Genomic DNA, 23,597 nt, shown 5'->3' with positions numbered 1-23,597 from the left:
GGTAGTCTATGCAAGATACAATTAAAGAAATTTTTACAGAAAGCATTCAAGTACAAATAGCAGCAGGCGAAGTACTGCCAAGCGCACTAGAGTCTGCGGCATTTACCATTGCACAAAGTTTAATTAATGGTAACAAACTCCTTTGCTGTGGCACGGCAAACTGCCATATGCTAGCGCAGCACATGGCCGGCGTATTAGTTAATCACTACGAAACAGAGCGCCCCTGTTTACCTGCTATTGCGCTATCTCAAGAAAATATCAATTTAGGGCAAAGTAGCCAAGTAGATGAGCATGATACCTTTGCTCGCCAAGTACGTGCCTTTGCACAACAAGGCGACTTACTGCTTGCGTTAGCAATTAATGGCAATGAAAAACATATTATTTCTGCTGTAGAAGCTGCACTTACTAAAGATATGAAGGTCATAGTGATGGTAGGTGACGATGGTGGAGAACTCGTTGGCTTATTAGGCCCTAATGATGTAGAAATTCGCACGCCTTCTAAGCGCCCTAGCCGCATTATTGAATCTCACTTAGTTAACTTACATTGCTTAAGTGAACTGGTTGATTTAACTCTTTTCCCGCAGGATGAAAATTATGTTTAAACGCTCTCTTATTGTTTTAGGTACTGTTGTTTTACTGCAAGGCTGTGCAGCCGCAGTGGTTGCAGGAACAGCTGGTGCAGTAACAGCAGCAAATGATCGCCGCACCATTGGATCGCAAATAGACGACAATAATATAGAAATTAAAGCCAGTATTGCGCTTAGTGAAGTTGAACGACTAGAAAAGTTCGCCAATGTAGACGCTATAAGCGTTAATGGCATTGTTTTACTGGTAGGTCAGGTTGCCAATCAAGAAATGAAAAACCAAGCTCAGCAGAGCATTGAGGGGCTCTCAGGTATACGTAAAATACATAACCAAATTAGAATTGGCTCAAATATTGGTATTACCACACAAACACACGATTCGTGGCTAACCTCTAAAGTTAAAGCGCAGCTTTTAACAGCTAAAGATATACCGAGTAATAATATTAAAGTAGTGACCGAAAACGCTGAAGTATTTTTAATGGGATTAGTATCTGAATCTGAGTCTAACCAAGCGGTTAACATTGCACGCAATGTATCGGGTGTAGAGCGCGTTATTAAAGTGTTTGAATATTTATAAAATACATAAAAAGCCTTTTAAAAGGCACATAAAAAAACCGCTTAATTAGCGGTTTTTTGTATTTAAGCGTTACTTGATGACGCGTAAATGTGAGCCTTTTTTCTTTTCTGGCTTTTCTGGCGGGGTTTCATCAATAATCTCATCTGATGTTTCCACACTTTCAAGGTCAGGTGCAAAATCGTCTTCGTCCTCTAAAAACTCATCTGCAGTAAAGACTGTTCCTTCGCCATTTTCACGCGCATAAATAGCAAGCACCGCACCTAAAGGCACATATACTTGCATTGGCTGTCCGCCAAAGCGCGCATTAAAGCTTAGTTGTTCCATATCTAACGAAAACCCAGTAACGGCAGAAGGGCTAATATTAAGCACTATTTGGCCATCTTGTACAAACTGCGTAGGCACTTGTACTGCTGGGTACTGCGCATCAACCACTAAATGTGGTGTGCAGTCGTTATCTACGATCCAATCAAAAAAAGCACGTAGTAAATAAGGACGATTAGGCGTCATTATAAACGGATCTCACGCTCTGCTTCAGTTAAAGAAGCTTGGAATGACTCACGCTCAAATAAGCGGATCATGTACTCTTTTAGCTCTTTAGCGCCAGAGCCATTAAGCTCAATACCAAACTCTGGTAAACGCCATAATAGTGGTGCTAAATAACAATCCACTAAGCTAAACTCTTCACTCATAAAGTATGGAGCTTCGTTAAAGATTGGTGCAATTGCAAGTAACGCTTCAGTTAACTCTTTACGAGCTTGTGCAGCATCTGCTGTATTGTTAATGATTTTTTCAGCAAGGCTGTACCAATCAGTATCAATACGGTGCATCATTAAACGGCTACGACCACGCATTACCGGATACACAGGCATTAGTGGAGGATGAGGGAAACGTTCATCAAGGTATTCCATGATGATGTTTGCCTGATATAAGCCAAGCTCACGGTCAATCAGTGTGGGTACTGTACCGTAAGGGTTAATTTCGTGAAGTGCCTCTGGCAAGTTATCCTTTTCAGCCAAATGAATATCTACACTTACACCTTTTTCTGCAAGTACAATACGTACTTGGTGGCTATACATACAGTTAGCACCAGAAAAAAGGGTCATTACAGGGCGCTTATTGGCAGCTACGGCCATGCCTATACCTCCATTAAATAACTAAAACAGCAATAGGGGCTTAAGCCCCTATTGCAAAATTACCTTGTAAAATGCTCAAATTAATGAACATCTCTCCAGTATTCTTTCTTAAGCATAAATGCCAAGATAAACAGGATAACTAAAAATCCAATTACCTTAATACCTAACGCTTCTGACTCAAGGCGTGTAGGTTCACCTACATACTCTAAGAAATTCGTTAAATCACGAACCGCTTGATCGTACTCATCAACGCTTAATTCGCCCTTACCATCTGTTTCAGTACCAACAACTTTAGTCACTGTTTGACCATGTTGTTCAACTTCTTCAATGATAGGTGTTGGTAAACCTTGTAGTTCTTGAAGAACATGTGGCATACCCACCGATGGGAATAACGTATTATTTACGCCAAACGGACGAGATTCATCTTTATAAAACGATTTTAAGTAAGTGTAAATCCAATCACTGCCACGCACACGCGCCACATTGGTTAAATCCGGCGGAGCCGCACCAAACCATTTAGCAGCATCTTCTTTTGCGATAGCGTTAAGAATATGGCCACCTACTTTTGAACCATCAAAAATCAATTGCTCTTTGCCAAGCTCGGTTGGAATACCAATATCACGGAAAGTACGTTCATAACGTTGATACTGCATTTGGTGACAACCAAGACAGTAGTTCATGAACAACTTTGCGCCGCGCTGCAAAGAAGGCTGATCAGATATATCGTTACCCGCTTCCATAAGAGGAACCGAAGGACCCGCAGCCATAACCATGTTAGGCAGCAAGTTTACTGATAAAGCAAATACACCAATAAGTAGCTTTTTCATCATTTCGTTAACCTCTCAGGCAATGGCTTAGTTTTTTCATTCTTACTGTATATAAATAACAGTACGAAGAACATAAAGTAAGTCACAGTACAGATTTGAGAAATTATCGTTTTCATATCAGTTTGTGGTGTTGCACCCACCCAACCTAAAAGAACGAAAGTTACAACAAAACCTGCAATGTTCCATTTGTGGAAACCACAACGGTAACGAACCGATTTAACACGACCACGGTCAATCCACGGTAACAATGCGAGTACCACAATTGACGCACCCATTGCCGCAACACCGATAAGCTTATCAGGGATTGCACGTAAGATTGCATAGAATGGCGTAAAGTACCAAACTGGGAAAATGTGCTCTGGCGTTTTAAGTGGGTTTGCTGCTTCAAAGTTTGGCGCTTCTAGGAAGAAACCATTCATCGCAGGCATAAAGAATACAACCCAACAGAACAAGATTAAGAAACCAACCACGCCCACAATATCTTTTACTGTGTAGTACGGGTGGAACGGTATCGCATCAACAATGTCTTTTTTGTCGGTGTAATACTCATGGAATTTAAATTTAGACTTATCTTCTTCAGCCACAGTGCCTTTTTTGCGTTTTATTTCAACACCGTCAGGGTTGTTAGAGCCCACTTCGTGTAGCGCAACAATGTGTAAGAACACTAAAATTACAATAACCAATGGTAGTGCAATAACGTGTAATGCAAAGAAGCGGTTAAGCGTTGCACCCGATATTACGTAGTCACCACGGATCCAAAGTGTTAAGTCATCACCAATTACCGGAATAGCCCCGAATAACGAAATGATTACCTGCGCACCCCAGAACGACATTTGACCCCATGGTAGTAAGTAACCCATGAAGGCTTCAGCCATTAATGCTAAGAAAATAAACATACCGAACAACCACAGTAATTCACGTGGTTTTTGGTAAGAGCCGTAGATCATGCCACGGAACATATGCATATAAACAACGATGAAAAACGCAGATGCACCCGTTGAGTGTAAATAACGTAATAACCAACCGTATTCAACATCACGCATGATGTACTCTACTGATGCGAAAGCGCCTTCAGAAGAGGGAACAAAGTTCATCGTTAACCAAATACCAGTAAGTATTTGGTTTACTAGTACTAACATGGCTAGCGAGCCAAAAAAGTACCAGAAGTTAAAGTTTTTAGGTGCTGGATACTGTGCAATGTGCATGTTCCAAACACGTGTCATTGGGATACGGTCGTCAATCCAACTAACAATTTTACCAAACATTAGGCTACCCCTTTTTCTTCGCCCACTAAAATAGTGGTTTCATCAAGAAAAGTATAAGGTGGTACTTCTAAGTTCAATGGTGCAGGAACTGATTGAAATACTCGCCCAGCCATATCAAATTTAGAACCGTGACATGGACAGTAAAAACCATCATCTGTCCCTTCAACTTTTTCACTAAAGTTACCTTGGAAAAAGCCTGGAGAACACCCTAAATGCGTACAAATACCAACAGCGACAAAAATCTCTGGGCGTAATGAACGGTAATCATTTGTTGATGATTCTAGTTGTTGTGGCTCTTGCGATTGCGGATCACGAAGTTGACCTTCATGTTCTTTCATCTGCTCAAGCATTTTAGGGGTACGTGATACAACCCATACAGGTTTACCACGCCACTCGACACGTATTAATTGTCCTGGCTCAAGTTTGCTGATATCTACTTCTACAGGCGCACCCGCAGATTTAGCTCGCTCACTTGGATTCCAAGACGCAATAAAAGGAACAGCAGCCCCAGCCGCACCAACACCACCTACAACAGAGGTAGCTATGGTTAAAAAGCGACGTCGGCCATTGTCTACAGGCGCATTGCTCATCCACTTATCTCCACTATGATTCTCAACACTTGCTATATTGAGAACATCAGTTACAGCAGGTTAATTTTTCGAAATTTTTAAAATAGAAGCGATCATAATTAAAACCCTTGATTAAAACAAGGTTATTCACAGCCTCACGCTCGAATAACCCGACTTGATCAATAGTTTGATAAAGTAAGCTCGAGAATAAAGCCGAATGACTATAATAGCGCTTCTGTAAAAACAATATACTGACCAAGATCAACCCCACTACGAGGAAACAGATAAACTGTACATGGTGATGTTGAACTTGCTCATACTACTTGCCAGCCAATTGTAGCAAAAAATTCCACCAATTAACTGATGGATTTACACTAATTGCGATAATTATTTAACTTTTTTGCAGCGAAATGGGTATTTTAAAGCTTTCGTACATTAAATACGCAGTATTTATAAAATATGATCAGCGCCTAGCCTTAAAAAAGCGGGCTTGAGGTAGGTAAGTACTTAAATTTTAATGCCAAAAACAAAAAACCCAGCATAAGCTGGGTTTTTGAATTCTTGATAACGTAAAAATTAACGTTTTGAGAACTGTGGACGCTTACGCGCTTTCTTAAGACCCACTTTCTTACGTTCAACTTTACGTGCATCACGTGTAACAAAACCTGCTTTACGAAGTTGTGGACGTAATGACTCGTCAAACTCCATAAGTGCACGAGTGATACCGTGACGGATAGCACCAGCTTGACCAGTTGTACCACCACCAGCAACGGTGATGTGAAGGTCAAATTTTTCAGTCATGTCAACAAGCTCAAGAGCTTGACGAACAACCATGCGTGCTGTTTCGCGACCAAAGTACTCTTCTAAAGAGCGCTTGTTGATTACGATGTTACCAGTGCCTGGGCGTAAGAATACGCGAGCACTTGAACTTTTACGACGACCTGTACCGTAGTATTGATTTGCCATGATAGTGCTCCTTAAATGTCTAGAACCTGAGGCTGTTGTGCAGCATGGTTGTGCTCAGTACCTGCGTAAACTTTAAGTTTACGGTACATAGCGCGGCCTAAAGGACCACGTGGCAACATGCCTTTAACAGCTTTTTCGATGATCATTTCAGGCTTTGCAGCTTGAAGTTTATCAAAAGTAGTAGACTTAAGACCACCTGGGAAACCAGTATGAGCGTAGTACACTTTATCTTTGAATTTGTTACCAGTTACAGTAACTTTCTCAGCGTTGATAACGATGATGTAATCACCAGTATCTACGTGTGGAGTGTATTCAGCTTTGTGCTTACCGCGTAGGCGATGAGCGATTTCAGTAGCGATGCGACCTAAAGTTTTACCTTCAGCGTCAACTACGTACCAGTCACGTTTTACTGTTTCTGGTTTAGCAACAAACGTTTTCATTTATAAAAATCCAATGTTTTTCAATTAAAACCACAGGCAGTTATTATTAACTACCGCTCTAAGTATGCTATAACCCCTTCGAGTTTTAGACTTTAGCGCCGCTCACAAGTGGCTAAACTATATGAGGACATAGAACGCAACGTGGCAGACGCGGGAGTATACCAGCACTTAAAACACATTGCTACCGAGCGGTTGTTTTTTCCACAAGAAAATTACAAAAATTTATGCATTTCTATAAAAACAACAATAAGGCCACTTTAAAGAGTCGATACAGTCGTATTAGCGCTATGCTAAATGCTCTTTTGCTAAATACTCTAAAGACTGCATTTCTTGCAGGCGGCTAATACAGCGCTTAAATTCAAAGTTAAGATTACCTTGGGTATAAAGCTGCGTGATCGGTTTTTCAGCCGAAATGATTAATGTTACATGTCGCTCGTAAAACTCATCCACTAAAGCGATAAAGCGCCTAGCTGCATCATCATTATTTTGTCCAAGCTGTTTAACATTAGAAATAATAACAGTGTTATATAAGCGGCTAATTTCCATGTAGTCGACTTGGCTACGTGCGGTTTCGCACAATTCGCTAAATTCAAACATCACTACACACTTAGCCACTTTGCGTGTGTTGATTAAGCGCCCTTCTATTTCTATGGGTTGATCAAGCTCCCCCGCCTCTGGCGATAGCTTATCAAAATATTCAAATAAGTTTTTATCGGCTTGCTCATCTAACGGGCTGTGAAATATTTCGGCTTGCTCAAGTGTACGCAAGCGATAATCAATACCAGAGTCTACATTTACTATTTCTGTGTTCGCTTTTACCAGTTCAATGGCCGGAATAAAACGCGCACGCTGTAAGCCGTTTTTATATAAATCATCAGGCACTATATTAGAGGTGGCGACTAATACTATATTGCGTGCAAATAATGCCTGCATTAAGCCGCCGAGTAACATGGCATCTGTAATATCTTGAACAAAGAATTCATCAAAACAGATGATATCGGTTTCGGCTTTAAATATGTCGGCAACAATTTCCAGTGGATTACTTTTATTATTTAGCTTTTTTAGTTCATCGTGAACTCGGTGCATAAAGCGATGAAAATGCACGCGCATTTTACGCTCACCTGGCAGCGCTTCGTAAAAGGTATCTACTAAATAGGTTTTACCACGCCCTACACCGCCCCAAAAATAAAGCCCTTTGATTGGTTCAGGTTCGCTTTTATTAAACAACTTTGCAAAAAAGCCTTGTTGCTGTGGTTTTTTATTTGTGAGGTCATCGTATAAACGTTGTAAATGGCGCACTGCATTTTCTTGTGCTTGGTCATGTACAAAGTCATCGCGCTTAAGATCTTGCTGGTAAGTTTGCCAAGGAGTCATATCTAATTACATTTTAAACACAGTTTAATTTGCACAACATATTAACACGCATCTTAACTCGGGGTATATTACCCACAGGATGATTTATATTTGAATCAGGCATTATTAGATATTTTTTCCCAAAGGGGTGAAGTTATGGGCACAGTTACGTGGGTAGGTTTAATTATTATTACTGCTGTAGTGGCATTTTTTGTTGGTGCATTCGTTACTAAAAAGCAATTTAAGCAAGATGAATTAAAAGAACAAGCCGAGCAAGCACAAAACGCGCTTGAGCAGTATCGCCAAGATGTGGCCGATCATTTAGCAAGCACAGGTAAGCTTGTGAATAAAATGAAAGAAAACTACGACCAACTACTCAGCCATGTTGAAGAAACCAATCAACTCTTACTTAATGATAAAAACAAAGCGCCTAGCGAGCCGTTTTTCTCTAAAGAAACAACAGAGCAATTACAAGCGTCTTTAAAAGAGCGCGAGGTTGACCGTTCATCTGCACAAGCACAACCTGCCGATTACGTCTCGGGTGAGTCTGGTTTATTTGCAGGGCAAAATGGCGATACAAAACCTGCTAAAGCTTCTTAAAACACTGAGCACGCTAAAATGTTAGTGCTATCTTGAGGAACTTTTTTTTGACCCCATAGTCTTTAAATGTAACAGCTTTATATTTAAATTCGAAAAGGCTGCTTATGCAGCCTTTTTGCTTTTCCTGTGATGTGGAGTACACCCTGACTATGAAAATGAAATTATCACTTATTAGTGCTGCAATCTTATCTACAAGCTTATTACTAAGCCCAATGGCCTCTTATGCAAAACTGCCTATTGCAGTGAACGGCCAACAATTACCCACACTTGCGCCTATGCTTGAGCAAATTACCCCTGGCGTTGTGAGCATTCAAGTTTCTGGCTCAAAAGAAGTGCGCCGCCGTGCAGACCCGCTTGAATACTTTTTTGGTAACCCTCAGCCACGTAGTCAAAAGCGCCAATTTAGTGGTTTAGGCTCAGGGGTTATTATTGATGCCGACGAAGGCTATGTAGTAACAAATAACCACGTAATTCAAGATGCCGAAAAAATGGTGGTAACGCTAGAAGACGGCCGTGAATTTGAAGCCACCAAAATTGGTACCGATAAAGAGTCTGATATTGCGCTATTACAAATAGATGCAGATGACTTAACCGAAGTTAAACTGGCAAATTCAGATAAATTGCGCGTCGGCGACTTTGCAGTAGCAATTGGTAATCCATTTGGTTTAAGCCATACAGTAACCTCGGGCATTGTAAGTGCATTAGGGCGTAGTGGTTTAAATATTGAAGGCTACGAAGACTTTATTCAAACCGATGCAGCTATTAACCAAGGTAACTCAGGAGGCGCTTTAGTTAACCTAAATGGCGAACTCATTGGTATTAATACTGCTATTTTAGGTGCCTCGGGTGGAAATGTTGGTATTGGCTTTGCCATTCCATCAAATATGATGAAAAACTTAGTCGACCAAATTATTGAACATGGCGAAGTACGCCGTGGCTCACTGGGTATTTCTGGCCGCCCACTTGATGCAGGCCTTGCAAAAGCACAGCAACTTGACGTTAAACAAGGTGCTTACGTTATGCAAGTAATGGATGATACCGCAGCAAGCAAAGCAGGTATTAAAGCTGGCGATGTTATTATTAGTATTAATGGCAGCGATATTAGTGGCTTCCACGAGCTGCGCAGTAAAATAGCAACATTAGGTGAAGGACGCGAAGTTAAATTAGGTATTTACCGCGATGGCAAAGTAAAAACCATTAAAGTAACGCTTGATGGTGCATCGGGTGTAACCGCCGCAGGCGATGAACTGCATCCTGCATTCCAAGGTGCGACGCTTGAAAACGTGCAAAAAAATGGCACTAAAGGTATTGAAGTCGCCACAGTAGATCCGCGCTCTCCTTCTGCACGTGTTGGTCTTGAAGAAGGTGATGTGATTGTTCAAGTTAACCGCCAACGTGTAGAAAACATTCGTCAAATGAACAAAATTATCGAAGATACCCAAGGTAATATTGTACTTGGCGTTAAACGTGGCAGAGAGTCTATCTTTGTACTTATCCAATAAGTAACACGTTATAAATAAGCAATAAAAATAACAGCAGCACTTGCCGCTGTTATTTTTTTTGTGCCATCATAAAGAATTGCTCACTAACAATAAGAATCTCGTGCTGAAATTACTAAAATTTGTACTTCCCCCTTTGTTTGTCGGTTTAGGTATCGCTTTTTTAGTGGTTTTTTTCAGCCCTAATATGCGCGCCTCTTTACTCCCTAATGTTCCCTTGCCCAGTGCTATGAGCTCGAATCACCTTAGTTTTGCTGACGCGGTTAAACGTGCTGCACCGTCGGTAGTAACTATTTTTTCAGAAAGCATTTCTAAAGAGCCTCGCTATAAGCAACAAAACACCGTTCAAGAGCTTGGCTCTGGCGTAATTATGGCGCAAGACGGCTACATATTAACTAACTACCACGTTATAAATAATGCAGATCAAATCTTGGTTATATTAACCGATGGCCGACGCTTTTTTGATGTGCAGTTAATTGGCTTTGACACCATTACCGATTTAGCATTATTAAAAATTAACGCCGACCACCTGCCGGTGATCCCCGTAAACGATAATTACACCACCAGTGTAGGTGATGTAGTGCTGGCCATTGGTAACCCACTCAATTTAGGGCAAACCATCACCCAGGGTATAATTAGTGCCACCGGTAAACAAAAAATTACCGATAGCCCTTATAACAATTTACTGCAAATGGATGCAGCTATAAATGTAGGTAACTCTGGCGGTGCTTTGGTTAATTCAAATGGGGACTTAGTAGGAATCACGTCTGCGCAGTTTAAAACCCGTGAAAACCTAAATATCCAAGGAATATTTTTTGCTGTTCCCTATTCGCTCGCCAAAGAAGTAATGGCAAAGCTAATACGCCATGGCCGTGTAGTACGTGGCTATTTAGGCTTTGAAGGCACCGCTGTAGATAGCACGGGCAAAGAGGTAAACGACAGTCTTACTGAGGTTGCAGGTATGCGCATCACCAATTTAGACCCATTAGGTCCTGCATGGCAAGCTGGCATTGAAGAGCAAGACATCGTTATTAAAATTGCAGGGTTAAGTGTCGCTAACCCGCAAAAAGTACTCGAAAAAATAGGCAATACACAGCCCGGTAAAGAAATAGAATTTGAGCTGTACCGAAACGGTAAAGTAGAAAAAATAATGGTTAGAGTTGCAGAGCTCGAAACTAAACTCTAACCAAAATGGCAATAAAAAGGTCGGATAGCAATACGCGTATCCGACCTTTTTTTATGTCTAAAGTAAACGGTGTTTAACTCAGCGCACTTAATTAAGAAGCAAGTGTGCTCTCACCTCAAAACAAATAAATATTATTGCGAATGGGTATTAGCTACTTCTGCGCTTAATATTGGCACCTAAGCCACTAAGTTTATCCTCAATGCGTTGATAGCCTCGGTCTACGTGGTAAATACGATCGACTACCGTTTCACCTTGCGCCACAATACCAGTTAAAATTAAGCTTGCAGAGGCGCGTAAATCGGTTGCCATTACTTGTGCGCCACTTAAACTTTGCGTTTCACCACAAATAGCGGTGTGCCCTTCTAAACGAATATTAGCGCCCATGCGTTGTAACTCTGGTACGTGCATAAAGCGGTTTTCAAAAATGGTTTCGGTAATTGTTGCACTACCATTAGCCACTACATTTAACGCGGTGAACTGCGCTTGCATGTCGGTTGGAAAACCAGGGTGTGGCATGGTTTTAATATTTACGGCTTTGAGCTCACGATTACGCATATCTAAATAAATGCTGTCATCGTTTACTTCAACTAATGCATTCGCGGCACGTAATTTTTCAATAACAGGCTCAAGTGAATGAAAATCTGTTTTTTTACAAAGTACTTCGCCTGCAGCCATCGCTGCTGCAACTAAAAAAGTGCCTGTTTCAATGCGGTCAGGTAAAATGCTGTGCTCACAGCCGCCTAAACGCTCTACGCCATCAATTTCTATACGGCTTGTACCTGCACCAGTAATTTTTGCACCCATAGCAATTAGGCAATTGGCCAGGTCAATAATTTCGGGCTCGCGTGCTGCGTTTTCAAGCACCGTTTTACCATCGGCAAGTGCTGCGGCCATTAGTAAGTTTTCGGTTGCGCCAACACTGACCATTTCCATGAAAATTTCAGCGCCTTTAAGGCGACCTTCTACCTTTGCATTGATATAACCGTTTTCAACGTTTATTTGTGCGCCCATGCGCTCTAAACCTTGAATATGTATATCAACCGGGCGTGCACCTATAGCACAGCCGCCAGGTAGCGATACCTGCGCCTCACCAAAACGCGCCACTAAAGGCCCAAGCGCCAAAACAGAGGCACGCATTTGCTTAACTAAATCATAAGGAGCAAGCGTTTTATTAACGGTTGCGCCATCAATATACAGTGTATCGCCTTGCCAATTAACAGTTGCGCCTAAGGTGCTTAAAAGCGCCTCAGTGGTCACAATATCGCGAAGGCGAGGAACATTCGTAAATGTACTTTTACCATCGGCAAGCAGTGCGGCAAACAAAATTGGTAATGCGGCATTTTTAGCGCCAGAAATAGTTACTTCACCCGCAAGTGAAGTGCCACCTTGAATTACAAACTGATCCATTAAGAGGCCTTAACTATTGAGGTAAAATAAATTTTTGTTCACGCTTCCACTCAGTTGGCGTAAATGCACGAATTGATACAGCGTGAATTGTACCGTCTGAAATAGTATTCATTAATGGGCCATAAACTAGCTGTTGCTTTTTAACGCGGCTTAAACCGTCAAAGCACTCACCTACTGCAATTACTTCATAATGGCTACCATTGGCTTTTACTTTTACTTCAGATAATTGAAGTTCGTCGCGTAATAATGTTTCGACTTGGCTAGTTTCCATAACTCTCACTCAAATAAAGTTGTTACCTGACCCAACTGCATTAAATTTTGCAATTGCTCAGGTGGATTTTGCAATTCAAGGCGTGTGCCCTGTTGCTTAAATTCAGCAAAAGAGTGAATTAACCAAGCTAAGCCCGCTGTGTCAACCCTCATTACCTCACAAAGGTCAAAATAGATGGTTTTATGCTTACTTAATGACTTGGCGTTCAGAAGCTGTTCATTGCCAATTGAGCTGCGGGTAAGTTCACCACTTACCCTATAGTGCTGCTCATCTACTTGGCTAATTGCCAATTTAGTCATTGCTGTTGTTGCCTCTAAATTGCACAGGTAACTGGCTCTTTTGCTCTAGTAATTTGCTTACGTGTGCAATACCTTGCTGGCGTAAAATACCTTGTAGCTCACTTTGTTTTGCATCGAGTAAGCTAATTCCTTCTGCAATCATATCGTATGCGCGCCACTCGCCGCTGCGATCTTCACGCACTTTAAAATCAATTTTTATGTCAGGCTTGCCATCTTCTGTAATTTTAGTTTTTACTACAACTACATCTTTGCCTTTAAATGGCTGCTCTGCGCCAAATTCTACATGTTGGTCAGTGTATTGAGTAAATACCCCCGCGTAAGTAGCAACTAAATAGCCTCTAAACGCGCCAATAAATTCTTGGATATCTTTAATTGCTTTGGCTTTTTCGGCTTCATCGGTAATTGCACGCACTTTAGACACTTCACTACCCAACACACGAAGTGCTGCATATTTGTAGTCTATGTAAGGCATCAGCTCTTCTTCTACAATAACACGAAGGTGCTCTTTATCTTTAGTGATAAGCGGTTGATCTTTTTTAATGCGCTCAAATGTATGCTCTGCTACCTGACGCACCATCTTGTTAGGATCTGTCAGTTTAACTTCGGCTGCGCTAACACTTTGCACAGCTAGGGTTGCACTAAGTGCAATAACGGCTAAAAACTGTTTCAACATAATAATTACTCACTACCTTGGTTGAATAAAAACTGCCCAATTAACTCTTCTAAAACAAGTGCAGACTTAGTATCTGTGATTGAATCACCATCACCTAACGCTTTGCTCTCTACGCCAAATAACTCATCGATTGCTTGATCTTGTGCGTTTTCGGTTACTGTTTCACCTAAACAGCGCTGCTCTGCTGCATTAGGAGAAATAACAGGGTGAATACCTAAGTACTGCTCCCCTAAAATACCCGATGTTAAAATTGAGATTGAGCTAGTGTCTGAAAAACGACATAAATACTGTGCATCTATCGTCATATTTACCACAGGCAAAAACTCCTGTGGGTGTACATAAATAGATTCAACACGGCCTATCACTACACCGCCTACTTTTACCGGTGCACGCGCTTTAAGTGAGCCGATATTTTCAAACTTTGCATTTAGCGTGTAGGTTTCGCCCGACCCGCTAATACCCGAATTAGCCACTTTAAGTGCTAACATTGCAAACGCTAAAATGCCTAATGCGACAAAAAAGCCGACTAAAATCTCTAATTTCCGTGAATTCATTATCTATACCCTATTAGCTGGTAAACATTACCGCTGTCAAAATAAAGTCAAACCCTAATACTGCCAGTGATGAGTGTACGACTGTTTCTGTTGTTGCTTTACTGATCCCTTCTGAGGTTGGGATACAGTCGTAGCCCTTATAAAGCGCAATCCAGGTCACTACCATGGCAAATACAAAACTTTTGATCATGCCGTTTAATACATCTTCTTGAAACGATACTTGCGATTGCATTATCGACCAAAAGCTGCCGGTATCTACGCCTAACCAATCAACCCCAACTAAATGAGCACCGATAATAGCAACCGCAGAAAAAATAAGTGCAAGCAATGGCATACTAATAAAACCTGCCCAAAAGCGCGGTGCAATAATGCGCTTGAGAGGGTCAATGGCCATCATTTCGAGTGAAGAGAGTTGCTCGGTGGCTTTCATTAAGCCTATTTCTGCCGTTAGCGCACTTCCAGCGCGCCCAGCAAATAATAGCGCTGTAACCACAGGGCCTAGTTCGCGTAATAAACTAAGCGCAACTAATGGGCCTAGGCTGTCTTCGGCGCCATAGCCAACCAATACAGTGTAACCTTGCAGCGCAAGCACCATACCAATAAACAAACCCGACACCATAATAATTAATAATGATTGCGAACCAACCATATAAAGTTGGCGCACTAACAGCGGTGTGCCTTTTTTAAAGTTAGGTACATTCCACAATGCATTAAAAAGCATGTTGGCAGAGCGCCCTAATGCAGCAAAACGCCCAAGCGTTTTATGACCTAACTTTTGAAATAAATCCAACATTAAGCGTTTTCTCCTAACAGCTCATCAGCATACGTTTGTGCAGGATAATGAAATGGCACAGGCCCATCCGATAACCCTTTTAAAAACTGCTGTACTAATGGAGATTCATGATTACGCATTTCATCCGGTGTCCCTGCCCCTATTACGCCTTGATCGGCAATAATAATAACGTGATCGGCAATACTCATTACCTCCGTCACATCGTGGGTTACAATAAGGGATGATAAACCTAGCACTTCATTTAACGACTTAATAAGCTTTACCAATACGCCCATAGATATTGGGTCTTGGCCGGCAAAAGGCTCATCATACATAATAAGTTCTGGGTCCAGTGCAATAGCACGTGCAAGTGCTGCTCGTCTGGCCATACCGCCAGAAAGCTCAGAAGGCATTAAATCTTTAGCACCGCGTAAACCCACCGCTTGCAGTTTCATTAATACGACTAGTTTAATTAACGCTTCACTTAACTTGGTGTGCTCTCGCAGAGGAAATGCAATGTTGTCAAATACCGACATATCAGTAAATAACGCACCGCTTTGAAACAGCATGCTCATTTTGGTTCGTGCCGCATATAACTCTTTACGCGACATACTAGGAATACTGCCACCTTCGAATAAAATATCGCCGGCGTCAGGCTTAAGCTGCCCACCAATTAAGCGTAGCATTGTGGTTTTGCCAATTCCGCTTGGCCCCATAATCGCTGTTATCTTACCTTTAGGAACACTAAAACTCATATTTTTATATATGGTTCTATCGCCTCGCGAAAAGCTAACATCCTTGACTTCTACTATTGATTGCGACAAGTCGCTCTCCGTAACAATGTTCACTCGTGCTCCTATTTTAAGGGTTTTTTAGCCAAGATGGAAAAAACAATTCGTAAGATTTTGTAATACGCCTACAAAAAGCGCTCTAAGGCTGAAGTAAATTGCCTTAACCTTTGCTTAAGCGCATAAAATTCACGCACTGCAATAGTAGACCCTGCTCTTTTGCTTATACTTTCATGTTGGCTTTTGTTACTATTCGCGCCATCTGTATTTTGAACATCTGGCTTAACATAATGGTTACCTCGTTTGTTATTTTAATTCTTGGTTTTGCTGCACTTGTGTGGAGCGCCGACCGATTTGTATACGGTGCGGCAGCGCTTGCTAAAAACTTTGGAGTCCCTACTTTAATTGTTGGCTTAACGGTTGTTGCTATGGGTTCTTCGGCCCCTGAAATGATGGTATCGGCCTCGGCTGCTTTGGCAAATAAAACCGACACAGCGGTCGGTAACGCCGTAGGTTCAAATATAACAAACATCTTACTTGTGTTAGGTATTACTGCGCTGCTACGCCCTTTGAGTGTGTCATCAAGCACTTTAAAACGCGAAATGCCGCTTGTTATGCTGGTATCCTTGGCTACGTGGTATGTATTTTCAGACAACTACTTCTCGCTCACCGAAGGGGTGGCGTTGCTAGTCGCATTTGCTGTGTTTATTGGTGGCTTGATTGTGGTTTCTTTGCGCGCCAAAAATCAAGATGACCCTTTTGTTTCAGAAGCCTGCGATGAGGTTCCTAACGATGTACCAACTAAAAAAGCCGTTTTATGGCTAATTGTCGGCATGGTTTTATTGCCTGTTAGCTCACACTTTTTAGTTGGTTCAGCAGTCGATATTGCTAAATACTTTGGTTTAAGCGACTTAGTTATTGGCTTAACCATTATCGCCATTGGCACAAGCTTGCCTGAACTTGCAGCTTCTGTAGCGGGTGTACTTAAAAACGAAGATGATTTAGCCCTAGGTAATATTGTGGGCTCAAATATATTTAATATTTTAGCGGTATTACCGCTTGCAGGTATTATTAACCCATCAGTGGTTGACCCGTCACTTGCAAACCGCGACATACTTATTATGTTAGGTGCTACGCTTGCGCTTATTATTATGTCATTGAACTTTAGAGGTTCTCAGCGTATCAATAGAGTAGAAGGTGGCCTATTACTCATCGCATTTTTGGCGTACCAAGGTTATATTTTTAGTCAAGTAGGGTAACAATGGCACAACTAAATTTTATAGAGCAAGGTTTACGCGTATTAAACATTGAACGCCAAGCGCTTGCTGATATTACACAATATGTTGACGAAAACTTTCATAGTGCGTGTCAGCTCATGTTTGATTGCCAAGGCCGCATTATTGTTATTGGCATGGGTAAATCAGGCCATATTGGTAATAAAATTGCTGCTACCCTTGCAAGTACAGGCAGCCCTGCTTTTTTTGTTCACCCAGGCGAAGCAAGCCATGGTGATTTAGGCATGATAACCAAAAATGACGTGGTTATGCTTATATCAAACTCGGGCGAAACCAGCGAAGTACTTAATATTATTCCGGTGCTTAAACGCCTTGGTGCAAAAATAATATCGATGACGGGTAACCCGCTCTCTACTATGGCAACACTTGCCGATGTGCACGTATGCATAAAAGTAGAACAAGAAGCGTGTTTATTAGGTTTAGCGCCTACTGCAAGCACCACTGCCACTTTAGCGATGGGTGATGCAATGGCGGTTGCGCTTTTAGAAGCACGCGGCTTTACCGCCGATGACTTTGCACTCTCTCACCCTGGCGGCAGTTTAGGTAAGCGATTGTTGCTCACTTTAAAAGATGTAATGCACAGCGGCACAAACACCCCTATTATAGGTGTAACGCAAACAATTAAAGACGCGTTAATAGAAATGTCAGCCAAAGGGCTGGGCATGACCGCTATTGTAGATAACAATCAACAGCTTGCCGGCCTTTTTACCGACGGTGACTTACGCCGTATTTTAGAGCAAAGAGTTGATATACATAGCACCGCTATTAGCCAGGTTATGACCAAGTCATGCACAACCGCCACGGCCGATATACTTGCAGCTGAAGCCCTAAACATAATGGAAAACAAACGTATTAATGGTTTAATTGTGGTCAATGATAAAAACCAGCCAATAGGCGCCTTAAATATGCAAGACCTCTTAAAAGCAGGAGTATTATAAATGCAATTTGAAGATCTCTATCAACCGCTAAGCGATGATGCCAAAGCACGCGCCAAAAAAGTAAAACTACTCATATGCGACATTGATGGTGTATTTTCTGATGGCCGAATTTACCTCGGTAACCATGGCGAAGAATTAAAAGCATTTAATACAAAAGATGGTTTTGGCATTAAAGCGCTGATCAATAGCGGTTTTGAAGTTGCGGTCATTACGGGGCGTCACTCAGAAATAGTACAAACTCGCATGAGCAGCTTAACCGTGCAGCACATTTATCAAGGCCAAGAAGACAAACTTATTGCTTATCAAGAACTCAAAAACACTTTAAAGTTAACTGATGAACAAATAGCCTACATTGGCGACGATGGCCCTGACATGCCAGTAATGGAGCGCGTTGGCTTTGCCGTTGCAGTAAACGATGCGCACCCGCTTATTAAGCGCTTATCGCATTACACTACGCAAATGCCTGGCGGCTTTGGCGCCGTTAGAGAGCTCACAGACTTACTTATGCTAGAGAATGGCATAACGCTTACAACACAAGGCACCAGTTCATGAATGCAGCACGCGTTATACTCAGTGCGTTATTCATCGGCTGTATGGTTTGGCTTTGGTACCCTTATTTTACCCAAACCAATGTAGCGCTAGAGCAAGAACCTGAAGTAATTGCAAAGCCCGATTACACCGCTATAGAGCTTAAGCAAACAGCCTATGACGAGCAAGGCAAAATAAGCCATAAAGTCACAGCGGCTAAAATGGAGCTGTACCAACAGCTTGGTTTTACATTTTTTGAAAAACCTATTTTTACTTTATATAACGAAAAACAAACATGGCGAATAAATGCAGACGAAGCAACGCTTTACGAAGATAAACAACTTATTTTAGAAGGCAATGTGGTTGCTAAAAATTTAGTTGATAACGCCATGATAGATAACATCAATGCCGATAACATCGAAGTCGACATTAAAGCGCTAACAATGCGCTCTGAGCAGCCAGTGGTTGTCACTGGGCCTAATTTAAAAATTGTCGGTAAAGGCCTTGAAGCCGATTTAAAAACCGAAGTAATAAAACTAATTAACCATACGCGAACAATATATTATGACCAATAAACTCACTAAAATACTTATTATCCCATCGCTAATGCTTGCATTTAGCGCCTCTGCTGCTGAGCCTGCTGCTCAACCGCCAGCAAATCAAATTTCTATTAGTGCAGACCGTCAAGAAGGCCAACTTAAAGAAAACGTAGGTATTTTTGAAAAGAACGTCGAAATTGTGCATGGTAATCGCAAAATTACAGCCGACCGACTCGAAGTACATAAACGTGAAGACTTAGGGGATAACAAACAACTCCTTATTGCCACTGGCAGCCCAGCCTACTTCGAAGAAAAACAAGACGACGGTACCGTAATGAGTGCCAGTGCAAACGAAGTACGTTACGACGTAGCAAAGCGCTTTTTAACGCTTGTTGGCGATGCTGAAGTCGCACAAGCCGGTCAAAAAATTAATGCTAAAAGTATTACCTACGATATGCAGCAGCAGCTTATTAGCGCAGAAAAAGACGAAAACTCTACGGATCGTGTCCACACAATTTTAGTGCCTGTTGAAGCAAAAATTAAAGAAAAAACAGGTAACGAAGGTCAACCATGAGCACCTTAAAAGCAGAACTATTAGCAAAAAGCTATAAAGGCCGCCAAGTTGTAAAAAATGTAGGCCTTGAAGTGGAAGCCGGCAGCATTGTTGGCTTATTGGGCCCTAATGGCGCAGGTAAAACCACCACCTTTTACATGATTGTAGGGTTAGTACCTAGCGACAAAGGTAAAATTTCTATTGATGATAACGACATTACGTTATTACCTATGCACAGCCGCGCCCGTTTAGGCATTGGCTATTTGCCGCAAGAGTCATCAATATTTAGAAAGCTGACAGTTTATCAAAACCTAATGGCTATTTTAGAAACGCGTAAAGAGCTCAATAAAGCCGCGCGAGAAGAAACGCTTAACAACTTACTTGATGAATTTAGTATTCAGCATATTCGCGATAGCCAAGGTATGGCGCTTTCTGGTGGTGAACGCCGCCGTGTAGAAATTGCCAGAGCACTGGCAGCTAACCCTAAATTTATTTTATTGGATGAGCCTTTTGCTGGTGTTGATCCGATTTCAGTGTTAGATATAAAGAAAATAATAGAACATCTTAAAAACCGTGGCATTGGCGTATTAATTACCGATCACAATGTAAGAGAAACCCTTGATGTTTGTGAAAAAGCCTACATTGTTTCTCATGGGGAGCTAATTGCATCTGGCACCCCAGAACACGTATTAAATGACAAAACTGTACGCGATGTTTATTTAGGCGAGCAATTTAGGCTGTAACATTTAAGCCACACCTACAAGCATCTGCTAATATTAATTATAACAACATAAAAGGATTGTTAGAGATACATGAGGCAATCATTACAGCTGCGCATGGGCCAGCAACTTACAATGACTCCACAATTGCAACAAGCGATTCGCTTGCTGCAGCTCAGTACATTGGATCTCCAGCAAGAAATACAAGAAGCACTTGATAGCAACCCGCTATTAGAAGTAGAAGAGCAAGATTACACGGAAGAGTCGGCTGGAAAAAATGAACAAAAAGCAGATACGGATGATGTAACCGTAAGCGCATCGGCTGACGATACAACCAGCGAGTACGAGCAAGACAGTGGCGAAGCTTTAAATAAAGACACCGTTAGCGATGATATGGCAATGGATGTAACTTGGGATGAGTACATGAGCGCAGCCCCTGCGGCATCCTCAGGCCCAATGCCAGAAGATGAGTCTATTTATCAAGGTGCCTCTACTGAAACGCTACATGAGTATTTAATGTGGCAGCTTCAGCTTACTCCTTTTAGCCCAACTGACGAAGCCATTGCTATTGCCATTGTAGAAGCTGTAGATGACTCGGGTATTTTAACGCTAAGTTGCGAAGAAATTTTAGAAAGCTTTAACCAAGAAAACGATGACGAAGTTGAAGTTGAACTTGATGAAATAGAAGCCGTTTTAAAACGTATTCAGCTATTTGACCCTGTAGGTATAGCCGCGCGCAGTTTACAAGAGTGCTTGTGTATTCAGCTAAACCAGTTTGATAAAGACACCCCTTTTATAGAACAAACTAAAATGATCTTAACCGATCACATTGATCTATTAGCGGCACGCGACTATCGTACATTAATGAAAAAGACTAAGCTTAAAGAAGACGAGCTTAAAGAGGTCATGACCCTAATACATACCCTCAACCCAAAACCTGCAGATACAATAGTAAGGGAAGAGTCAGAGTATGTAATACCGGATGTGTCGGTTAAAAAAATAAAAGGCCGCTGGGTGGTAGAGCTAAACCCAGATAGCATGCCAAAAATACGCGTAAATAGTCAGTACGCGGCTATGTCACGTACCGTAAAATCAAGTGGTGATAGCCAATTTATTCGCTCTCACTTACAAGAAGCTAAATGGTTTATAAAAAGCCTTGAAAGCAGAAACGACACGCTGCTCAAAGTAACAAACTGTATTGTAAAACAGCAACAAGCATTTTTTGAACATGGCCCAGAAGCCATGAAGCCAATGGTTTTAAACGATGTTGCTGAAATGGTAGAAATGCATGAATCGACAATTTCGCGTGTTACTACGCAAAAATATATGCATACGCCACGTGGTATTTTTGAGCTTAAGTATTTTTTCTCAAGCCACGTAAGCACTGAAAACGGCGGAGAGTGTTCATCAACCGCAATACGTGCCCTAATTAAAAAGCTAATTGCCGCGGAAAACTCAGCTAAACCATTGAGTGATAGTAAAATTGCGGATATATTGGCAGAGCAAGGAATTAAAGTAGCTAGACGCACAATAGCAAAATACCGTGAATCGCTAGCTATTCCACCGTCAAATCAGAGAAAGAGTTTGATATAAGACGTAAAAAACAAAGAGGAAATGCTTATGCAACTAAACCTAACTGGTCGTCACGTAGAAGTAACTGATTCACTTAGAGACTATGTAAATAATAAATTTGCAAAGCTAGAAAGGCACTCAGATCATATTAGCAATGTGCATGTCATTCTCGATGTAGAAAAACTCAACCAAAAAGCAGAAGCGACTATTCATGTAAGTGGCGCAGATTTATTTGCCTCAACAGAGCACCAAGATATGTATGCCGCTATAGACTCGTTGATTGACAAGCTCGATCGTCAAGTCATAAAACATAAAGAGAAGCTTGCTAGACACTAATATTATGAAATTAAGTACATTAGTATGCCAGGACTGCAGCAAAGCTGCGGTCCTTTTTAGTAGTAAAAAAAGAATTTTAGAGTTTATCAGTGAGCTTGCTCATGAAAAGCTCCCCTACTTACCACAACAAGATATTCTTAATGCGCTGGCAAGCAGAGAAAAGCTAGGCAGTACAGGCATTGGCCGGGGGATCGCCATTCCTCATGGCAGAATGGGTGGCGTAGAAGAGCCGCTGGCTTTAGTACTTGTTAGCGACACGCCTGTTAACTTTGATGCTATTGATAACTGCCCTGTTGATATTTTTGTTGCACTCATCGTACCAGATGGCGATAACCAACAGCACCTAAAGACTCTGGCAACCATAGCTGATAAACTGAGCAACAAAGAATTTTGTAAACAGCTGCGTAGTGCTAAAACCGATGCAGAGCTGTATCAAGTAATTGTTGATCAATCGTAGTAAATACTAAGGGCTATAAATGGAGTTAATTATCATAAGCGGCCGTTCTGGTTCAGGTAAGTCGGTTGCTTTACGCGTGGTTGAAGATTTAGGCTATTATTGCGTAGATAATATTCCGGTCAACTTACTGCCCTCTTTAGTGCGAAGTGTTTCAGATAACTATGACAAAATAGCCGTTAGTATAGATGTTCGTAATATCCCCAAAGAACAAGACGAATTTAACGATATTCTCGAGTACCTTCCTGACTTTGCTAAACCCACACTGTTTTATTTAGATAGTGATGATCAAACACTGATCAAACGTTTTTCAGAAACACGCAGATTACACCCTTTATCCATCGATTCACTGCCGCTTGATTTAGCAATAAAAAAAGAAAAAGAACTGCTTGATGTACTCGTAACGCGCGCTGACTTTATGCTTGATACCACCGATTTAAGTGTGCACCAATTAGCAGAGTCAATTCGCGAAAAAATACTGGGTAAAAAAGATAAGCAACTTATTGTAACGTTTGAATCGTTTGGCTTTAAACACGGCATACCTAAAGAAGCTGATTATGTTTTTGATGCTCGCTTTTTGCCAAACCCCCACTGGGAGCCTGAACTTAAACCGCTTACGGGCCTTGATCAACCAGTAAAAGATTTTTTGGCAAATCACAGCATAGTGCAAAAATTCACTTGGCAAATTCAAACCTTTGTACAAACTTGGTTGCCACACTTAGAGCGTAATAACCGTAGTTACCTCACTATTGCAATTGGCTGTACTGGTGGTCAACACCGCTCGGTTTATTTAGCGCAAGCCATTGGTGAGAGCTTTGCTATGACGCATCCGAATGTCAAAATTCGTCATCGTGAGCAAGAAAAGTAACCTTAAAATAATAACCTGTTCAGTTTAGGTAT

At 41.5% G+C, this 23,597-nt stretch carries 30 protein-coding genes; 15 read left to right on the top strand and 15 right to left on the bottom strand.

What is annotated here, in order from left to right:
* The first annotated feature begins 8 nt into the window (after positions 1-8).
* The gene (locus tag MTF68_RS08600; protein WP_004589111.1) at positions 9-602 is read left to right on the top strand and encodes an SIS domain-containing protein; all 594 of its coding nucleotides are present in this window, start codon (positions 9-11) and stop codon (positions 600-602) included.
* Positions 595-1,161, top strand: a complete 567-nt coding sequence (gene dolP / locus MTF68_RS08595; protein ID WP_004589110.1) for a division/outer membrane stress-associated lipid-binding lipoprotein — start codon at positions 595-597, stop codon at positions 1,159-1,161. The genes MTF68_RS08600 and dolP overlap by 8 nt, the downstream gene beginning before the upstream one ends.
* A 69-nt stretch (positions 1,162-1,230) precedes the next feature.
* Here dolP and MTF68_RS08590 read toward each other — a convergent pair whose 3' ends face one another.
* From MTF68_RS08590 to zapE, 8 genes are all read right to left on the bottom strand, one after another.
* Entirely contained in the window at positions 1,231-1,668 is a 438-nt protein-coding gene (locus MTF68_RS08590; protein ID WP_004589109.1) for a ClpXP protease specificity-enhancing factor, read from the bottom strand.
* Entirely contained in the window at positions 1,668-2,294 is a 627-nt protein-coding gene (gene sspA, locus MTF68_RS08585) for a stringent starvation protein SspA (protein WP_004589108.1), read from the bottom strand. The genes MTF68_RS08590 and sspA overlap by 1 nt, the downstream gene beginning before the upstream one ends.
* Before the next feature lie 80 nt (positions 2,295-2,374).
* Entirely contained in the window at positions 2,375-3,124 is a 750-nt protein-coding gene (locus MTF68_RS08580) for a cytochrome c1 (RefSeq protein WP_024033324.1), read from the bottom strand.
* The gene (locus MTF68_RS08575) at positions 3,121-4,386 is read right to left on the bottom strand and encodes a cytochrome b N-terminal domain-containing protein (RefSeq protein ID WP_004589106.1); all 1,266 of its coding nucleotides are present in this window, start codon (positions 4,384-4,386) and stop codon (positions 3,121-3,123) included. The genes MTF68_RS08580 and MTF68_RS08575 overlap by 4 nt, the downstream gene beginning before the upstream one ends.
* Complete coding sequence (gene petA, locus MTF68_RS08570) at positions 4,386-4,976, bottom strand: ubiquinol-cytochrome c reductase iron-sulfur subunit (RefSeq protein ID WP_004589105.1); 591 nt, start codon at positions 4,974-4,976, stop codon at positions 4,386-4,388. Before petA ends, MTF68_RS08575 begins: the two co-directional genes overlap by 1 nt.
* 555 nt (positions 4,977-5,531) lie before the next feature.
* Positions 5,532-5,924, bottom strand: a complete 393-nt coding sequence (gene rpsI, locus MTF68_RS08565) for a 30S ribosomal protein S9 (protein ID WP_024600778.1) — start codon at positions 5,922-5,924, stop codon at positions 5,532-5,534.
* Between the two features lie 8 nt (positions 5,925-5,932).
* Complete coding sequence (rplM, locus tag MTF68_RS08560; RefSeq protein WP_004589103.1) at positions 5,933-6,361, bottom strand: 50S ribosomal protein L13; 429 nt, start codon at positions 6,359-6,361, stop codon at positions 5,933-5,935.
* A gap of 285 nt (positions 6,362-6,646) precedes the next feature.
* Positions 6,647-7,735: a cell division protein ZapE gene (zapE, locus tag MTF68_RS08555; protein WP_024033326.1), complete on the bottom strand. Its 1,089-nt coding sequence runs from the start codon at positions 7,733-7,735 to the stop codon at positions 6,647-6,649.
* A gap of 135 nt (positions 7,736-7,870) precedes the next feature.
* Here zapE and MTF68_RS08550 point away from each other — a divergent pair, with 135 nt between their 5' ends.
* The 3 genes from MTF68_RS08550 to MTF68_RS08540 all read left to right on the top strand — a co-directional run bounded on the left by MTF68_RS08550 (position 7,871) and on the right by MTF68_RS08540 (position 10,999).
* The gene (locus MTF68_RS08550; RefSeq protein WP_248462234.1) at positions 7,871-8,314 is read left to right on the top strand and encodes a YhcB family protein; all 444 of its coding nucleotides are present in this window, start codon (positions 7,871-7,873) and stop codon (positions 8,312-8,314) included.
* 149 nt (positions 8,315-8,463) lie between these two features.
* A complete protein-coding gene (locus tag MTF68_RS08545) occupies positions 8,464-9,816 on the top strand; it encodes a Do family serine endopeptidase (RefSeq protein WP_004589100.1) in 1,353 nt (450 codons plus the stop codon).
* Between the two features lie 100 nt (positions 9,817-9,916).
* Positions 9,917-10,999 carry a trypsin-like peptidase domain-containing protein gene (locus MTF68_RS08540; RefSeq protein ID WP_024033328.1) on the top strand — a complete coding sequence of 361 codons (1,083 nt, stop codon included), beginning with the start codon at positions 9,917-9,919 and terminating at the stop codon, positions 10,997-10,999.
* Between the two features lie 147 nt (positions 11,000-11,146).
* On the opposite strand, the gene murA is transcribed toward MTF68_RS08540, so the two are convergent.
* Genes murA through MTF68_RS08505 form a run of 7 tightly spaced genes read right to left on the bottom strand, consistent with a single transcriptional unit; the run spans position 11,147 to position 15,787 of the window.
* A complete protein-coding gene (gene murA / locus MTF68_RS08535; protein WP_004589098.1) occupies positions 11,147-12,406 on the bottom strand; it encodes a UDP-N-acetylglucosamine 1-carboxyvinyltransferase in 1,260 nt (419 codons plus the stop codon).
* Positions 12,407-12,419: 13 nt separating this feature from the next.
* Complete coding sequence (locus MTF68_RS08530) at positions 12,420-12,677, bottom strand: BolA family protein (RefSeq protein WP_004589097.1); 258 nt, start codon at positions 12,675-12,677, stop codon at positions 12,420-12,422.
* A gap of 5 nt (positions 12,678-12,682) precedes the next feature.
* Entirely contained in the window at positions 12,683-12,976 is a 294-nt protein-coding gene (locus tag MTF68_RS08525) for an STAS domain-containing protein (RefSeq protein ID WP_024033329.1), read from the bottom strand.
* A complete protein-coding gene (locus tag MTF68_RS08520; RefSeq protein WP_248462233.1) occupies positions 12,969-13,649 on the bottom strand; it encodes an ABC transporter substrate-binding protein in 681 nt (226 codons plus the stop codon). Before MTF68_RS08520 ends, MTF68_RS08525 begins: the two co-directional genes overlap by 8 nt.
* Positions 13,650-13,654: 5 nt before the next feature.
* Positions 13,655-14,203: an outer membrane lipid asymmetry maintenance protein MlaD gene (mlaD, locus tag MTF68_RS08515; protein ID WP_004589094.1), complete on the bottom strand. Its 549-nt coding sequence runs from the start codon at positions 14,201-14,203 to the stop codon at positions 13,655-13,657.
* A gap of 13 nt (positions 14,204-14,216) precedes the next feature.
* Complete coding sequence (mlaE, locus tag MTF68_RS08510; RefSeq protein ID WP_024033330.1) at positions 14,217-14,996, bottom strand: lipid asymmetry maintenance ABC transporter permease subunit MlaE; 780 nt, start codon at positions 14,994-14,996, stop codon at positions 14,217-14,219.
* Entirely contained in the window at positions 14,996-15,787 is a 792-nt protein-coding gene (locus tag MTF68_RS08505; RefSeq protein ID WP_223230609.1) for an ATP-binding cassette domain-containing protein, read from the bottom strand. Before MTF68_RS08505 ends, mlaE begins: the two co-directional genes overlap by 1 nt.
* 266 nt (positions 15,788-16,053) lie before the next feature.
* Here MTF68_RS08505 and MTF68_RS08500 point away from each other — a divergent pair, with 266 nt between their 5' ends.
* The 10 genes from MTF68_RS08500 to rapZ all read left to right on the top strand — a co-directional run bounded on the left by MTF68_RS08500 (position 16,054) and on the right by rapZ (position 23,565).
* The gene (locus MTF68_RS08500; RefSeq protein ID WP_004589091.1) at positions 16,054-17,022 is read left to right on the top strand and encodes a calcium/sodium antiporter; all 969 of its coding nucleotides are present in this window, start codon (positions 16,054-16,056) and stop codon (positions 17,020-17,022) included.
* 2 nt (positions 17,023-17,024) lie between these two features.
* On the top strand, positions 17,025-17,996 hold the full coding sequence (locus MTF68_RS08495; RefSeq protein WP_004589090.1) for a KpsF/GutQ family sugar-phosphate isomerase: 972 nt from the start codon (positions 17,025-17,027) through the stop codon (positions 17,994-17,996).
* Positions 17,997-18,548 (top strand): 3-deoxy-manno-octulosonate-8-phosphatase KdsC, encoded by a 552-nt coding sequence (gene kdsC / locus MTF68_RS08490; protein WP_096740181.1) that lies wholly within the window; start codon positions 17,997-17,999, stop codon positions 18,546-18,548. It abuts the gene before it with no gap.
* Positions 18,545-19,099, top strand: a complete 555-nt coding sequence (gene lptC, locus MTF68_RS08485) for an LPS export ABC transporter periplasmic protein LptC (RefSeq protein ID WP_024033332.1) — start codon at positions 18,545-18,547, stop codon at positions 19,097-19,099. The genes kdsC and lptC overlap by 4 nt, the downstream gene beginning before the upstream one ends.
* Positions 19,089-19,637: a lipopolysaccharide transport periplasmic protein LptA gene (lptA, locus tag MTF68_RS08480; protein ID WP_004589087.1), complete on the top strand. Its 549-nt coding sequence runs from the start codon at positions 19,089-19,091 to the stop codon at positions 19,635-19,637. Before lptC ends, lptA begins: the two co-directional genes overlap by 11 nt.
* Complete coding sequence (lptB, locus tag MTF68_RS08475; protein ID WP_004589086.1) at positions 19,634-20,359, top strand: LPS export ABC transporter ATP-binding protein; 726 nt, start codon at positions 19,634-19,636, stop codon at positions 20,357-20,359. The genes lptA and lptB overlap by 4 nt, the downstream gene beginning before the upstream one ends.
* Before the next feature lie 69 nt (positions 20,360-20,428).
* Positions 20,429-21,928 (top strand): RNA polymerase factor sigma-54, encoded by a 1,500-nt coding sequence (locus MTF68_RS08470; protein ID WP_004589085.1) that lies wholly within the window; start codon positions 20,429-20,431, stop codon positions 21,926-21,928.
* 27 nt (positions 21,929-21,955) lie between these two features.
* Complete coding sequence (gene hpf / locus MTF68_RS08465; RefSeq protein WP_004589084.1) at positions 21,956-22,243, top strand: ribosome hibernation promoting factor; 288 nt, start codon at positions 21,956-21,958, stop codon at positions 22,241-22,243.
* A gap of 4 nt (positions 22,244-22,247) precedes the next feature.
* Positions 22,248-22,700, top strand: a complete 453-nt coding sequence (locus MTF68_RS08460; protein WP_004589083.1) for a PTS sugar transporter subunit IIA — start codon at positions 22,248-22,250, stop codon at positions 22,698-22,700.
* Between the two features lie 19 nt (positions 22,701-22,719).
* Complete coding sequence (gene rapZ, locus MTF68_RS08455) at positions 22,720-23,565, top strand: RNase adapter RapZ (protein WP_004589082.1); 846 nt, start codon at positions 22,720-22,722, stop codon at positions 23,563-23,565.
* Positions 23,566-23,597 lie beyond the last annotated feature (32 nt).

The organism is Pseudoalteromonas sp. 2CM37A (genome assembly GCF_023161885.1).
GTDB lineage: Bacteria > Pseudomonadota > Gammaproteobacteria > Enterobacterales > Alteromonadaceae > Pseudoalteromonas > Pseudoalteromonas atlantica.
This window is presented reverse-complemented; position numbering and strand designations above follow the sequence as displayed.

Excerpts from the sequence above, each read along its gene's own strand:
- MTF68_RS08600 (WP_004589111.1), top strand. The coding sequence starts at position 9 with ATGCAAGATACAATTAAAGAAATTTTTACAGAAAGCATTCAAGTACAA.
- MTF68_RS08500 (WP_004589091.1), top strand. The coding sequence starts at position 16,054 with ATGGTTACCTCGTTTGTTATTTTAATTCTTGGTTTTGCTGCACTTGTG.
- mlaE (WP_024033330.1), bottom strand. The coding sequence starts at position 14,996 with ATGTTGGATTTATTTCAAAAGTTAGGTCATAAAACGCTTGGGCGTTTT.
- kdsC (WP_096740181.1), top strand. The coding sequence starts at position 17,997 with ATGCAATTTGAAGATCTCTATCAACCGCTAAGCGATGATGCCAAAGCA.
- MTF68_RS08460 (WP_004589083.1), top strand. The coding sequence starts at position 22,248 with ATGAAATTAAGTACATTAGTATGCCAGGACTGCAGCAAAGCTGCGGTC.
- petA (WP_004589105.1), bottom strand. The coding sequence starts at position 4,976 with ATGAGCAATGCGCCTGTAGACAATGGCCGACGTCGCTTTTTAACCATA.
- lptA (WP_004589087.1), top strand. The coding sequence starts at position 19,089 with ATGACCAATAAACTCACTAAAATACTTATTATCCCATCGCTAATGCTT.
- mlaD (WP_004589094.1), bottom strand. The coding sequence starts at position 14,203 with ATGAATTCACGGAAATTAGAGATTTTAGTCGGCTTTTTTGTCGCATTA.
- hpf (WP_004589084.1), top strand. The coding sequence starts at position 21,956 with ATGCAACTAAACCTAACTGGTCGTCACGTAGAAGTAACTGATTCACTT.
- murA (WP_004589098.1), bottom strand. The coding sequence starts at position 12,406 with ATGGATCAGTTTGTAATTCAAGGTGGCACTTCACTTGCGGGTGAAGTA.
- MTF68_RS08530 (WP_004589097.1), bottom strand. The coding sequence starts at position 12,677 with ATGGAAACTAGCCAAGTCGAAACATTATTACGCGACGAACTTCAATTA.
- MTF68_RS08550 (WP_248462234.1), top strand. The coding sequence starts at position 7,871 with ATGGGCACAGTTACGTGGGTAGGTTTAATTATTATTACTGCTGTAGTG.
- rapZ (WP_004589082.1), top strand. The coding sequence starts at position 22,720 with ATGGAGTTAATTATCATAAGCGGCCGTTCTGGTTCAGGTAAGTCGGTT.
- lptC (WP_024033332.1), top strand. The coding sequence starts at position 18,545 with ATGAATGCAGCACGCGTTATACTCAGTGCGTTATTCATCGGCTGTATG.
- MTF68_RS08590 (WP_004589109.1), bottom strand. The coding sequence starts at position 1,668 with ATGACGCCTAATCGTCCTTATTTACTACGTGCTTTTTTTGATTGGATC.
- MTF68_RS08495 (WP_004589090.1), top strand. The coding sequence starts at position 17,025 with ATGGCACAACTAAATTTTATAGAGCAAGGTTTACGCGTATTAAACATT.
- MTF68_RS08520 (WP_248462233.1), bottom strand. The coding sequence starts at position 13,649 with ATGTTGAAACAGTTTTTAGCCGTTATTGCACTTAGTGCAACCCTAGCT.
- MTF68_RS08575 (WP_004589106.1), bottom strand. The coding sequence starts at position 4,386 with ATGTTTGGTAAAATTGTTAGTTGGATTGACGACCGTATCCCAATGACA.
- dolP (WP_004589110.1), top strand. The coding sequence starts at position 595 with ATGTTTAAACGCTCTCTTATTGTTTTAGGTACTGTTGTTTTACTGCAA.
- zapE (WP_024033326.1), bottom strand. The coding sequence starts at position 7,735 with ATGACTCCTTGGCAAACTTACCAGCAAGATCTTAAGCGCGATGACTTT.
- sspA (WP_004589108.1), bottom strand. The coding sequence starts at position 2,294 with ATGGCCGTAGCTGCCAATAAGCGCCCTGTAATGACCCTTTTTTCTGGT.
- lptB (WP_004589086.1), top strand. The coding sequence starts at position 19,634 with ATGAGCACCTTAAAAGCAGAACTATTAGCAAAAAGCTATAAAGGCCGC.
- MTF68_RS08525 (WP_024033329.1), bottom strand. The coding sequence starts at position 12,976 with ATGACTAAATTGGCAATTAGCCAAGTAGATGAGCAGCACTATAGGGTA.
- MTF68_RS08470 (WP_004589085.1), top strand. The coding sequence starts at position 20,429 with ATGAGGCAATCATTACAGCTGCGCATGGGCCAGCAACTTACAATGACT.
- MTF68_RS08580 (WP_024033324.1), bottom strand. The coding sequence starts at position 3,124 with ATGATGAAAAAGCTACTTATTGGTGTATTTGCTTTATCAGTAAACTTG.
- MTF68_RS08545 (WP_004589100.1), top strand. The coding sequence starts at position 8,464 with ATGAAAATGAAATTATCACTTATTAGTGCTGCAATCTTATCTACAAGC.
- rplM (WP_004589103.1), bottom strand. The coding sequence starts at position 6,361 with ATGAAAACGTTTGTTGCTAAACCAGAAACAGTAAAACGTGACTGGTAC.